The following is a 12,873-nucleotide window of genomic DNA, read 5'->3' as shown; positions in this document are numbered from 1 at the left end:
GAGGTTACTGCAGCGCCTCGGCGATGATCTTCCGCACGTCGATCTCCATCCGCACCCGCTGCGACGGTGCCTGCGTCATCACCAGCACGAACATGTCGTTCTTCGGATCGACCCAGAAGAACGTGCCGCCAACGCCGTCCCAGCGATATTCGCCGACTGGGCCGGGCTCGCTCGCGAGCTCCTTGGTGCGCACCGCGAAACCAAGGCCGAAGCCGCTGCCGGCGCCCGGGAAATAATAATAATCACGTTTCACGCCGCTCTGCGGGCCGACGTGATCGCGCGTCATCTCTGCCACTGTTTCCGGTTTGAGATCGCGCTTGCCGTCAAGCGTGCCGCCATTGAGCAGCATCTGCAGGAAGCGCGCATAGTCCGAGATCGTGCCGACCAGACCGGAGCCCCCCGCCTCCCATTGCATGACCTCGGCGGGATCGTGCATGCCGATCACCGGCCCGACCATGCGATCGGACGGGAAAGGTTCGGCGACACGCACCCGATGCCGCAGGTCGGTGATGTAGAACGACGTATCTGTCATCCCCAGCGGATCGAACAGCCGGCTCTTGAGGAAATGGGACAGCGACTGGCCGGACACCACTTCGATGACGCGGCCGAGAATGTCGGTGGAATGGCCGTAGTCCCACAGCGTGCCGGGCTGCTCGGCGAGCGGAAGCTGCGCGATGCGGTCGGCCCAGGAGGCATTGTCCCAGTCGCGGCCGAAGATATCGAGCTGCGCATAACGTTTCCGCGCGGGATCGTCGCCATAGAAACCGTAGGTGATGCCCGATGTGTGCTTGAGCAAGTCGGCGATGGTGATCGGCCGCTGCAGCGGCACGAGGCCGAATGTCGCGTGTTCGTCGCCACCGTTGGTGTCGACGCCCACCTTGGTCTTCGCGAAGGCCGGAATATATTTCGCGACGGGATCGTCGAGGCGCAGTTTGCCGTCCTCGACCAGCATCATGGCGGCTACCGAGGTGATCGGCTTCGACATCGAATACAGCCGGAAGATCGCATCCCTCGTCATCGGGTGGCCGCTGTCGAGATTTCCGAATGCCTCCGAATAGACCGGCTTGCCGTGCTGTTGCACCAACACCACCGCGCCGGGAATCTTGCGCTCCGCGACCATGTCGAGAAAGTAGCGATCGAGCGCCAGCAGCTTTTCGGCAGAAAATTCGCGCGCGATGGATTGCGGTTTTTCGGCCCTGGCCGGCGACGAAGGCACGATAACGGTGCCGACGCAGCAGAGCGCCAGCAGCAGGATTGCGGCGCGCCTATTTCTCCAGCGCTTCATAGACCAACAGCTTCAAAGACCTTTGAATGCGCTGTCGCTCCGACGGCGTCTGCTCAAGCAGAATGAAGAAGAAATCCTGCTTGGGATCGATGATGAAATAGCAGCCGCTGGCGCCGTCCCATTTCAATTCGCCGAGCGATCCCGGCGGCGGCGGCTTGGCATTGCCGGGATCGGTGCGCACCGCGAAGCCATAGCCGAAGCCGAAACCGTCGCCGGGGAAATACAGATAGTCACGACCGACCCCGGAGTCCTTGCCGATATGATCGGTGGTCATATCCTTGAACGTCGCCGCGCTCATGAAGCGTTTGCCGTCATATTCGCCGCCGTTCAGCAGCATCTGCGCGAACTTCGTGTAATCCGCCAGTGTCGAGACCATGCCGCCGCTGCCGGACTCCCATTTCTGATAGGTATCGGGGCGCCCCTGTCGTCCGGTGCGGAAATCGCGGTCCCAGGCCATCGGCTTGGCGAGCATGACTTCCTTCGACTTTTCCTTCACGAAGAAGCCGGTGTCCTTCATACCGAGCGGTCCGAGGAACGCCTGCTCCTCGTAACCGAGCAGCGACTTGCCGGTGACCACTTCAATCACGCGGCCGAGAATGTCGGTGGAATGGCCGTAGTCCCACATGGTGCCGGGCTGGTGTTCGAGCGGCAGTTGCGCGATGCGGTCGGCGAATTCCTTGTTGTCGAAATCACCGCTGTAGATATCGGCATTGCCATAGGCGCGGCGGACCATGCTCTCGCCATAGAAACCGTAGGGGATGCCGGACGTGTGCAGCAGCAGGTCGCGGATCGTCACCGGGCGGCTGGGCGCGACGATGTCCAGCGCCTTCTCGCCATTCTCCAGTTTCTTCTCGACGCCGACTTTGGCCTTCGCAAACGATGGAATGTAATGCGAGACGGGATCGTCGAGCTTCAGCTTGCCCTGATCGATCAGCATCATCGCCGCAAAGGATGTGATCGGCTTCGACATGGAATGCAGCCGGAAGATCGTGTCGTCGGTCATCGGTTGCTTGGTGTCGGGATCGCGGACACCGAAGAATTCCTTGTAGACCGGCTTGCCGTGCTGCTGGATCAGGACAATGGCGCCCGGAATCTTGCCGTCGGCGATCTGCTTGCGGAAGAACTCGCCGATCTTCGCCAGCTTCTCCTGCGAGAATTTTGCGCCGGCGGGAATGTCGAATGTGCCTTCGGAAGCAAAGCGATCCTGGGCGAGGACGGGCGATCCGGCGAGCAACAGCGCTCCGCAGAGCAGCGCGCGTAGTCTGTGCCGCAAATTCATCGCCGCTCCCTTTGCCTGATCAGAGGAGTGTAACGGCGGGGCGTTCTCAGACAAGGGGAAGTGCGCGTGCGAGCGCGAGGCGATGCAGGTCCGCCGACGGCTCTGAAAAACAGCAGAAGGTGACGGAAGTCACCACCGGTGCGTCCTTCAGCGTCTGGATGACTGAGCCGACGGCGATGGGAGCCGCACGCGCGGCCGGAAAGCCGTAGACGCCGGTGGAGATGGCCGAGAACGCAACGGAGGCCAGACCATGCGCCTGACACAACATCAGCGCCCGTCGGTAACAGGACGCCAGCGCCTCATCCTCGCCGCTCCGGCCACCATGCCAGACGGGACCGACCGCATGGATCACATGCGCTGCCGGTAATTTGTAACCTTTGGTGATTTTGGCATCGCCGGTCTCGCAACCCTTGAGGGGGCGGCATTCGGCGAGCAAGTCGGGGCCGGCAGCCCGATGGATAGCGCCGTCCACGCCGCCGCCTCCGAGAAGCGACGCATTGGCCGCGTTGACGATGGCGTCAACGCGGAGAGTCGTGATGTCGGCTACGACGATGTCCAGCGTCGCCGTGCCTATTTGTCGACTTGAAATCAGGCCGAGGCCGGGGCGGCGATCACGCCCTTCTCGGCCAACAGGCTCTGCAACTCGCCAGCCTGGAACATCTCGCGGATGATGTCGCAGCCGCCGACGAATTCGCCCTTCACATAGAGCTGCGGAATGGTCGGCCAGTTCGAATAGGTCTTGATGCCGTCGCGCAGATCGGCGGATTCGAGAACGTTGAGGCCCTTGTAGCCGACGCCCACGTGATCGAGGATCTGGACCACCTGGCCCGAGAAACCGCACTGCGGAAATTGCGGCGTGCCCTTCATGAACAGCACCACGTCGTTGGTCTTCACTTCGTTCTCGATGAATTGCTCAATGCTCATGATCGCGTCCTTGTTGCGGCCAGCCATCGGGCGAACCGCCCGGTCAGACTTGTCATATATGTAGCCGAATCCGTTCCGCATCCCAAGTCTTATGGACGTGATCAAGAGCCTGAAATCACAGGCGTTGGGGCTTATTGCCGGCCCGCCACGGTCACTTTTCCGCAGTTTTTGCCAAGTCCGGTCCGGCCAAAGATCATATGACGACAGGCCTTTTATAACCAATCCGACGACCTATTTAGGACAGGCTGCTCGGGAACCCATCACCAAGAGCAACGTTCTCTCCAAAATCGGAGACTTTCGTGACGAATCCAGCTTCCGCCGCGAGTTCAGGCATGAGTTCAGGTACCGCGTCCCTTGCGTCCGAAACCGCTCTCGCAGGCTCTCTGGCCCAAAGACTGGGTAACGCCTTCCTGACGGTCCGCCACGAAACCGAACGCCGCGCCGCGCCGCTCTCCCCGGAAGACCAGCTGGTGCAGTCGATGCCCGACGCCAGCCCGGCGAAGTGGCACCGCGCCCATGTGACCTGGTTCTGGGAGCAATTCCTGCTCTCCGATCATGCGCCGGGCTACAAGGTCTATCACCCCGATTACGCCTATCTGTTCAATTCCTATTATGTCTCCGCCGGCCCGCGCCACGCCCGCGCGCAGCGCGGCCATCTCACCCGGCCCGGCGCCGACGAAGTCACCGCCTATCGCAAGCACGTCGATGCGGCGGTCATCAAATTTTTCAACGAGACGTCGGACGAGAAGCTGACCTCGCTGATCCCGCTGCTCGAAGTCGGCTTCAATCACGAGCAGCAGCATCAGGAGCTGATGCTCACCGACATCCTGCATGCCTTCGCGCAGAACCCGATCCCGCCGGCCTATGACGCCGACTGGCGTTTTCCTGCATCCAACACATCAGGCGATGCGTGGCTGACGCTGACCGAGGGCATCCATACCATCGGCCACCAGAGCGAGAGCTTCCACTTCGACAACGAGAAGCCCGCGCATCGCGCCCTCGTCGGCCCGGTGAAGCTCGCGCGCAATCTCGTCACCAACCGCGAATGGCTCGCCTTTATGGAAGCCGGTGGCTATGAGGAAGCCACGCTGTGGCTGATGGATGGCTTTGCCGCCGCCGCCCGCGAGGAATGGCAGGCACCCGGCCACTGGCGCAAGGTCAACGGCGCGTGGCAGATCATGACCCTCGCCGGCTTGCAGCCGATTGATCTCGACGCGCCGGTCTGTCACGTCAGCTATTACGAATGCGACGCCTTTTCCCGCTGGAGCGGCAAGCATCTGCCGACAGAAATGGAATGGGAAGTCGCGGCCCGTGCCGGCCAGCTCAACGACGCCTTCGGCATCGTCTGGCAATGGACGCGCTCAGCTTACGCGGCCTATCCGGGCTACCGCGCCATCGAAGGCGCGCTCGGTGAATACAACGGCAAGTTCATGATCAATCAGCTGGTGTTGCGCGGCTCGTCGCTGGCAACACCGGACGATCACAGCCGCGTCACCTATCGCAATTTCTTCTATCCCCACCATCGCTGGCAATTCACGGGCCTGCGGCTGGCCGATTACGGCAGCTGATTTCCTGACATCACGGCGCTTGAAAGCGTTGAGGAGAATGACATGAACGTTCATGCGCCGTTGGCACTGTCCCTGTTGAATGCCTCGGCATCCGCATTTGCCGCAGATGTCGCCGAAGCCCTGTCGCAGCAGCCCAAGAAGCTGTCGCCGAAATACTTCTATGACGAAGCCGGCTCGGAGCTGTTCGAACAGATCACCAGGCTGCCGGAATATTACCCGACCCGCACCGAGCTCGGCATTCTCCGCTCGCGCGGCAAGGACATCAACGCGATCATCCCCAGGAATGCTGCTTTGATCGAATTTGGCGCCGGCGCCACCACCAAGGTCCGATTGCTGCTGGATGAATGCGACGTCGGCGCCTATGCGCCGGTCGATATCTCAGGCGACTTCCTGCAGGCGCAGGCAGCCGAGCTGCGCAAGGATTTCCCGGGCCTGAAGGTGCTGCCGGTGAATGCCGATTTCACCGCGCCGTTCGACCTTCCCGCCGATATCCGGATGATGCCGAAGGTCGGCTTCTTCCCGGGCTCGACGCTCGGCAATTTCGAGCCGCACGAAGCCTGCGCCTTTCTGCGCTCGGCCCGAGCCATTCTCGGCAAGGACGCCTTGATGCTGATCGGCATCGACCTGGAGAAGGACGAGAAGCTGCTGCACGCCGCCTATAATGATGCGGCAGGGGTCACCGGTAAGTTCAACATGAATGTGCTGGTGCGTATCAACCGCGAACTCGGCGGCGATTTTGATCTATCGGCTTTCACCCATCGCGCGATCTACAACAAGGAGCGGCACCGCATCGAGATGCACCTGATCGCCAGGAAGCCGCAAATCGTGCATGTGCTCGGTCGCAGCTTCGCGTTCCGTGCCGGCGAAAGCATCCACACCGAGAGCAGCTACAAATACAGCATCGAGCGTTTCGCAGCGCTGGCCCGCGGTTCGGGCTGGGAGCCGAAGGCGTCATGGACTGACGCGGACAAGCACTTCTCGGTGCATGCGCTGATGGCGGTGGAGTAAAAGGCTGCTCCACGCTCAGCCCTCATCCCAGCCTAAACCCGAGTGGGTTTAGGCGAGAGGAGCGCGCTCTTGCGCGCGTCTCGAAGAATGGCGGCAGGCTCATGTGCCCCACAACTCATGGTTCAAGACGGCGCCAAATAGCACCCCTCACCATGAGGACTGAGCTTTACGCCTCCGGCACACCCGTCTGCAGCGCCAGCGCGTGCAGAACGCCGCCCATCTGGCCTTTCAGCGACTGATAGACGATCTGGTGCTGGGCGACGCGGGATTTGCCGCGGAAGGATTCCGAGATCACGGTTGCTGCGTAATGGTCGCCGTCGCCGGCCAGATCACGGATCGTCACCTGCGCGTCGGGAATCGCGGCCTTGATCATGGTCTCGATATCGCGGGCGTCCATCGGCATTAATCGGGTCTCCAGAAAGGTTCGAATCGCGGCCAGTCGGCGCCGCCTCGGATTGCAAGCCTATCCCGGCTGGCGCATGACGTCACGGCTTTCTGACGATAATCCCTCGCGGCCCCCTTTTAAAGGCCGGAGGGATCGCACATCTGAGGGAGTGAACCATGACCGTCACAAGGGTTTGACCATGAAGCTTCCCGGCCCTGACCACCCGATCACCATCGCACCCGCTGGCAAACACATCCGCGTTTCTGCCGGGGGCATAGTGATCGCCGACACGACCAATGCCCTGACCCTCAAGGAGGCCAGCTACCCCGCAGTGGTGTATATCCCCCGCACGGACGCCAATATGGACGCGGTATCGCGCACCGACCGTGTGACGCATTGCCCATACAAGGGCGACGCGAATTATTACAGCATCAAGACATCAGACAAGGTGCTGGACAACGCGATCTGGACCTATGAGGCGCCGTTTCCGGCGATGGCCGAGATCAAGGATTATCTGGCATTTTATCCAGACAAGGTGAAAATCGAGGAAGTACCCGCTTGATCCTCGGCTGATTGCCGAAGCGGCTTTCGACATTTATCATGACGGCGCGCATCGCTGATGCGCCCGGCGACGCCTGTTGCGCGCGGAAGCGAGGGGGCTCGCCGTTTACATGTCAGACCGTAACGCTGCGCTGGATCGCGCCCGCACCTTTGTCACGCTGCTCGTGCTGGCGAACCACGCCGCGGTCGCTTACACCGCCTTCGGGCGCTATTACCCGAACCACTATCTGTGGTCGACGGCGCCGATCGTCGACAGCCAGCGCTGGATCGGCTTCAACATCCTCACGCTGTTCAACGACACCTTCTTCATGTGTCTGATGTTCATGCTGTCGGGCCTGTTCGTGTGGCCGAGCCTGAAGCGCAAGGGCATCGGCGACTTCCTGCGCGACCGCGCGCTCCGCCTCGGTCTGCCCTTCCTGGCGATGATCTTCGTGCTGATGCCGATCGCCTATTACGCGTCGTTCAGCTTGTCGACGCACAAGACCGGCTTTGTCGAATTCTACCTCAACAATTTCAAACAGGGCCAATGGTTTGCCGGCCCCGGCTGGTTCATCTGGTATCTGCTGTTTCTCGATCTCGTCGCGATCCCGGCCTTCCTGCTCGCGCCGCGACTGGTGGACGGCATCAACCGGCTATCGATCCGTGCCTTCGAACGACCATGGTTGTTCGCCGCCGCGCTCGCCGTCATCGCTGTGATCTCCTATGTGCCGTTCCTGTTTACGGTCGGCGCTGTGCGCTGGTTCAGCTGGGGGCCGTTGCAGGTCCAGTTCAGCCGCATGGCGATCTATGGCGTGTTCTTCTTCGCCGGCATGGGCATTGGTGCCGCCAATATCGACCAGGGTCTGCTGGCCCGCACCGGCGCGCTGGCGCGGCAATGGCTGTGGTGGACCATCGCCGCTGCCGCCTCCTTTGGCTCGCTCGCTTATCTCGTCAACTTCCGCCGCATGAAGCTCGCCAATCTCACCGGCGCGCCGCCGTTCTGGTGGCAATTCAGCTATGGCATGATCTATGCGCTCGCCTGCACGCTGATCTGCCTTGCGGTGCTGGCATTGTTCCTGCGCTTTGGCCAGCGCGAGAAGAGCATCTTCGACCCGCTGCGCGGCGATGCCTATGGCATCTTCGTGCTACACTACATCCCGATGCTGTGGCTGCAATATGCGCTGCTGAACGCGCCGCTCGGCGCCGGATCGAAGGCGCTGATCGCCTTCGCTGGCACGCTGGCGGCGAGCTGGGCGGCGACGCGCGCGTTGCGCGCGATCCCGGGTATGAAGCGAATTCTATAGCCGCGCGCATCGAGGCGACGCTTCCAAAATCAGACATGAAGCAAACTATGCAGGAGACCAGCATGCCCGCGCGCAACGGCGACAAGGCGATCAATCTTCTTTTCAATGTCACGCCGGCGCTGTTCGATGACTATCGCGATCCCATTCGCGATGCGCTCCAACGCCGAAACATCGAAGCACGAACCGGTGTTATTGGCGATATCGCACCTGCTGATGTCGACTACATCATCCACGCAACCGGTGGTCCCATCACCGATTTCAGCCCTTACGTGAATACGCGCGCCGTATTGAGCCTCTGGGCAGGCGTCGAGAAAATCGTGGGCAATGCGACGCTGACGCAACCTTTGTGCCGCATGGTCGATGACGGTCTCCGGCAGGGCATGGTCGAATGGGTCGTGGGTCACGTGCTGCGCGCCCATCTCGGGACGGATCGCTATGTCTGCCAAAAGCCGCGGACATGGGAGCAGCACGTTCCGCCGCTTGCCAGCGATCGCTCGGTCACCGTGCTTGGTCTCGGCGAGTTGGGATCAGCTGCGGCAACGGCGCTTGTGCAACTCGGTTTTCGCGTGACCGGATGGAGTCGCAGCGCGCACGAGGTCTCGGGCGTCCGCTGCCTCGCGGGATCGGAGAACCTGCCGAAGGCGCTGGCCTCGGCGGAAATCCTCGTGGGGCTGCTGCCCCAGACGCCGGAGACCATCGATCTCCTGAATGCCGAACGGCTCGCGCTTCTGCCCAAGGGAAGTTTCATCCTGAATGCCGGACGCGGCACACTGATCGACGATGACGCCCTCATCGCAGCGCTCGACAGCGGACAGGTGGCCCAAGCTACGCTGGATGTCTTCCGCACCGAGCCGGTACCATCAGGCCATCCGTTCTGGTCGCATCCGGGGGTGACGATCTCGCCCCACATCGCAGCAGCAACGCGTGTTGCATCGGCGGCCGAAAACATCGCCGACAATATCGCACGCGCGGAAAGCGGCACGCCGCTGATGAATTTGGTCGATCGGACGCTGAGCTATTGAGACGTTGGTGTGGCGCCTGCGCGATCGCGTCAGAGATCGACGACCACATCGCCCTCCGGCCGGGCGCAGCAGATCAGCACATTGCCGGCCGCCGGCGCATCGACGGGATCCGGCTGATACGTGATTGTCCCGGCCACAAGCCCGCTTTCGCAGGAGTGACAGACGCCCGTGCGGCACGACCACCGCACCGGCACGTCGCACGCTTCGGCAAGCTCGAGCAGGTTCTGAAACGCCGGCCCCCAATGCACATTCAGGCCGCTTCGCGCGAACGACACCAGCGGTCCCTCGCCTGTGGGCCCTTCCGGCAGATGCGGCGGCCGCTGCGGAGAGGCGGCGATACCCGGAGTGCTTGAAGGACCGGCGCCGAACAGCTCGGCATGGATACGGGTTTTGGCAACGCCCCAGGCTGCAAGCCCCGCGCTCAGTTCGCTGATAAAAGCCGACGGCCCGCAAATGAAGAAGTCAGCGTCGCGCGGGATGTTGAGCTCGCGCAGCACTGCCATGTCCAGATGTCCCTGGGCATCGAAATCCGCACCTAATCTGTCTGCAGGATCGGGCGCGCTATAGCGGATGTGGCGATGGCCGTGCGCCAAGGCCTTGAGCATCGCTTTTGCCTCCTGGGCAAACGGATGCTCGCGTCCATGGCGGGCGCCGTGGAGCCACCAGATATGTCGCGGCGACGCCTCGGCCGCCAATGCGTGCAGCATCGCCATGACAGGCGTCACTCCGACTCCGGCGCTCAGCAGCACGACCGGACCATCGCCCGGCCGAAGTGTGAAGCTGCCGCGCGGCGCACTCACTTCCAGCACGTCGCCGATTTGCACGTTCTCGTCGATATAGCCGCTCGCGGCGCCATGCGGCTCGTGCTTGACGCTGATACGATAGCAGCGGTCGCTGGGTTCGCCGGACAGCGAATAGCTGCGCAGCAGCGCCGGCGTGCCCGGCGCAAGACCAAGGCGCAATACGACGAACTGGCCGGGAAGCGCCGCCGCCAGCGGACGTTGATCCGCCGATTCAAGCTCGAGGGACATCACGCTGCTGCTTTCGCTGACCTTGCGCGACACGCGTAGCGGACGGAAGCCGGCCCAGGCCGGTGGCGTAGACGCCGGACCAAGCCCGGCATTTCCCGTCGCTCCGCCATTGTCCTCTTGCGCGAGCAGCGCCTCGAAGGATCCGCGCCAGCCTGCGCTGAGCGCGGGAATGCGCAGCGCGCGAAGAAGCTCGCTGCGGGGGTGACCGGGCCTGTAAAGCAGCGCGTCGATCTCTGCGACACTCATGCGCTCAGCACCGGCCGTGACCTGAACGATCTCGTCGCCGGCCCCGACCTCGCCTTCCTCGATGACGCGCAGATAGAAACCGGGCCTGCCGCGCGCAACCAGCAGCGCGGCCATTTGCGGCTCATTCATGCGGATGCCCACGCGATAACAGGTGACGCGCGGCTGCGTCACTTCGAACAACGCACTGCCGATCCGGTAGCGGTCCCCGATACAGACCTCGCGGTCTGTCAGGCCGTCGACCGTAAAATTCTCGCCGAATTGTCCATAGCTGAAATCATTGCGGCCGAGTTCGCTTTGCCAGAAGCGATAGGAGTCCATTTGATAGACGAACACCGCGCGGTGCTCGCCACCATGTCCGGCCAGATCGCCCTGCCCGTCGCCGTCAATATTGAGGCGGCGGACCATGCGCCGGCCCTGAACCGGCGCTTTCCAGATCGCGGTGTGAACAGTCTTGCCTTGCCACGGGATATCGCGCGGCAGGCCCACATTGACCGAAAGCAAGCGAGCCATGACGTCGTCTCCCCGCGACTGCAGGATGCAGTCTAGCATCGCCACCTTCGCCGCCAACGCCGCTCTCGCAGATTTTTCTGCCCGGCTTTCAGAAGCGGAACCGCAAGCCCACCGTTGGAGCGATGTTGTTGCGCTGGAGAAAGCCAGAGGCCAATCCGCCACTCACCTGCGTGAACATGATGCCCGAATAGAGGTCCCACTTCGGCGCAAACCGCCAATCGACAGCGGCAGAAATCCCGTCGAACGTTCCGGCGCATTGCGCATGCTCGGTGCCCGAACAGGGGGCGAGGCCCCCGGCGGCGGTGCCGAAGAAGGAGTTCTGGATATAATGATAATAGGCGCCGATCACATCTAGATTTTCAGTCACAGCGTATTTTCCGCCCACCCACATCACCTGGAACGTCTTGTTTCCCAGACCATTCATACCGAATGCAGTGTTGTTGATATTCGTGTTGTTGAATCCCGCGCAGCCCTGACAAACAAAGTCACCTGCAATCGTGGTAAAGGCTGTCTGCGGATTGCTCGGCGCTGCATATCGAATATGTTCGTAACCCGAGTAGAGCTTCAGCGGTCCATTGGTGTATTTCGCGACCAGCATCACGGCTTCATTGTCGGAGATCGTCGCTGTCAGAGTCTGCGGCAAGAACGGCGGTATCGGCACCCCGTTGGCGTTGTTGCTTCCCGGCGCAAGTGCGAGCGACACTGAATCCCTGACAAAGCTGTAAATCACGTCGATCGAAAGCACGCCGGTGCCCAACGATCGGATGTCGCCTCCGACTTGGAACTGATACGCACCATTTGAGCCATTGTTGTCGGCGTAGCCGCCGAACTGCCATAGCGCAGCCGCGCGGAATTGACCGACATTGACCTTATATTTCAACGACGTCGAGTTTCTACAGTTCTCGGTGTTGCCACCGCCGCATGTGATTCCCTGAAAGCCGATAGGGGAGAAGGCGTAGGAGCCGCCGAAGGGATCGTAATCGAAGACAGCGTCAAGGGTCAGTGAGTTCTGTCTGAAAACTGTCAGAGTGCCGTAGGTTGGAGAACTGACGCCGACATAACCGACGCCGTTGTACCACTGCCCTGCCCGGCTGGAATCGGAGAACGCGGTTGCGAGGTTTTGCGGGACGCCGGCATTTGCAGCGACCGATCCCGGCCCATTCGATAGTCGCAACGAGTACGGGTCGAAACCCGCATCGACAGCAAAGACACCGGAGACGTCGCCGCCGATCGGCAGGGCTCCTTTGACGCCAATGGTGGAATTGCTCAAACCGTTGGGAGCAAGGCTCCAGCGCGGCGAATTGTTCTGTTTCTGGATCAGGTATGAGGCTCCGACAGCGGATCGCGGATCCCACGATGCGCCATGGCTCTGCCAGCCGCCCCCCATGTCGATCGTGCCGTAGACCGTGATGCCGTGCCAGGTTAGCTGGCAATCCGTGCTGATGAAGTCCCGGCCATCGGCGCAGGCCCTCGGCAGGGAAGTCGTCGTTGCCGCAGGAGTTCCGTTCGCGGCAATGTCGGCGGCCAACGCGGTCCCCTGGAAGCAGGCGCCAGTGGCTGCAATGATCAAAGCAGCAGGCAATGTCGAGCTTCGCACTCCGAGCCTCCCGTTAGCTCCGTGCAAATTATGCCTGTAAAGCGCCGGGCGGCAAGTACGAGAAAAACTACCTATCGGTGAATGAAGGTAATTTCGATACGATTTGCAGCCGCGCCACATTGGCCCGGACAACTGCGCTCGAACGTCATCGCTATTGTCGCCCGGCCTGACCGG

General features: G+C 61.8%; 12 protein-coding genes. 5 read left to right on the top strand and 7 right to left on the bottom strand.

Features of this window, described 5'->3' with window-relative positions; genetic code table 11:
• Positions 1–4: 4 nt before the first annotated feature.
• The 4 genes from AB8A33_RS08195 to grxD are packed head-to-tail and all read right to left on the bottom strand — an operon-like array spanning position 5 to position 3,488.
• A complete protein-coding gene (locus AB8A33_RS08195) occupies positions 5–1,285 on the bottom strand; it encodes a serine hydrolase domain-containing protein (protein WP_439092298.1) in 1,281 nt (426 codons plus the stop codon).
• Positions 1,266–2,564 carry a serine hydrolase domain-containing protein gene (locus AB8A33_RS08190; protein ID WP_439092297.1) on the bottom strand — a complete coding sequence of 433 codons (1,299 nt, stop codon included), beginning with the start codon at positions 2,562–2,564 and terminating at the stop codon, positions 1,266–1,268. Before AB8A33_RS08190 ends, AB8A33_RS08195 begins: the two co-directional genes overlap by 20 nt.
• Before the next feature lie 46 nt (positions 2,565–2,610).
• Positions 2,611–3,156 (bottom strand): O-acetyl-ADP-ribose deacetylase, encoded by a 546-nt coding sequence (locus AB8A33_RS08185; RefSeq protein WP_439095886.1) that lies wholly within the window; start codon positions 3,154–3,156, stop codon positions 2,611–2,613.
• Positions 3,153–3,488 carry a Grx4 family monothiol glutaredoxin gene (grxD, locus tag AB8A33_RS08180; RefSeq protein WP_068736311.1) on the bottom strand — a complete coding sequence of 112 codons (336 nt, stop codon included), beginning with the start codon at positions 3,486–3,488 and terminating at the stop codon, positions 3,153–3,155. Before grxD ends, AB8A33_RS08185 begins: the two co-directional genes overlap by 4 nt.
• Before the next feature lie 332 nt (positions 3,489–3,820).
• Here grxD and egtB point away from each other — a divergent pair, with 332 nt between their 5' ends.
• The gene (gene egtB, locus AB8A33_RS08175) at positions 3,821–5,056 is read left to right on the top strand and encodes an ergothioneine biosynthesis protein EgtB (RefSeq protein ID WP_439092296.1); all 1,236 of its coding nucleotides are present in this window, start codon (positions 3,821–3,823) and stop codon (positions 5,054–5,056) included.
• A 42-nt stretch (positions 5,057–5,098) separates the two neighbouring features.
• Positions 5,099–6,064, top strand: a complete 966-nt coding sequence (gene egtD / locus AB8A33_RS08170; RefSeq protein WP_439092295.1) for an L-histidine N(alpha)-methyltransferase — start codon at positions 5,099–5,101, stop codon at positions 6,062–6,064.
• 166 nt (positions 6,065–6,230) lie between these two features.
• Here the strand turns inward: egtD and AB8A33_RS08165 are convergent, their stop codons facing one another.
• Positions 6,231–6,467, bottom strand: a complete 237-nt coding sequence (locus AB8A33_RS08165) for a BolA family protein (protein WP_068735968.1) — start codon at positions 6,465–6,467, stop codon at positions 6,231–6,233.
• Positions 6,468–6,648: 181 nt separating this feature from the next.
• On the opposite strand from AB8A33_RS08165, the gene AB8A33_RS08160 reads away from it, so the two are divergent.
• The 3 genes from AB8A33_RS08160 to AB8A33_RS08150 all read left to right on the top strand — a co-directional run bounded on the left by AB8A33_RS08160 (position 6,649) and on the right by AB8A33_RS08150 (position 9,315).
• Positions 6,649–7,011 (top strand): DUF427 domain-containing protein, encoded by a 363-nt coding sequence (locus AB8A33_RS08160; protein WP_439092294.1) that lies wholly within the window; start codon positions 6,649–6,651, stop codon positions 7,009–7,011.
• A gap of 109 nt (positions 7,012–7,120) precedes the next feature.
• Positions 7,121–8,293, top strand: a complete 1,173-nt coding sequence (locus tag AB8A33_RS08155) for an acyltransferase family protein (RefSeq protein WP_439092293.1) — start codon at positions 7,121–7,123, stop codon at positions 8,291–8,293.
• Between the two features lie 62 nt (positions 8,294–8,355).
• Positions 8,356–9,315, top strand: coding sequence for a 2-hydroxyacid dehydrogenase (locus AB8A33_RS08150; RefSeq protein WP_439092292.1), 960 nt, complete (start codon positions 8,356–8,358; stop codon positions 9,313–9,315).
• A 29-nt stretch (positions 9,316–9,344) separates the two neighbouring features.
• Here AB8A33_RS08150 and AB8A33_RS08145 read toward each other — a convergent pair whose 3' ends face one another.
• A complete protein-coding gene (locus AB8A33_RS08145) occupies positions 9,345–11,102 on the bottom strand; it encodes an MOSC domain-containing protein (RefSeq protein WP_439092291.1) in 1,758 nt (585 codons plus the stop codon).
• Positions 11,103–11,190: 88 nt separating this feature from the next.
• Positions 11,191–12,699, bottom strand: coding sequence for a porin (locus tag AB8A33_RS08140; RefSeq protein ID WP_439092290.1), 1,509 nt, complete (start codon positions 12,697–12,699; stop codon positions 11,191–11,193).
• Positions 12,700–12,873: the final 174 nt, after the last annotated feature.

Origin of the sequence: Tardiphaga sp. 813_E8_N1_3, assembly GCF_051811025.1 — a bacterium.
GTDB lineage: Bacteria > Pseudomonadota > Alphaproteobacteria > Rhizobiales > Xanthobacteraceae > Tardiphaga.
This window is presented reverse-complemented; position numbering and strand designations above follow the sequence as displayed.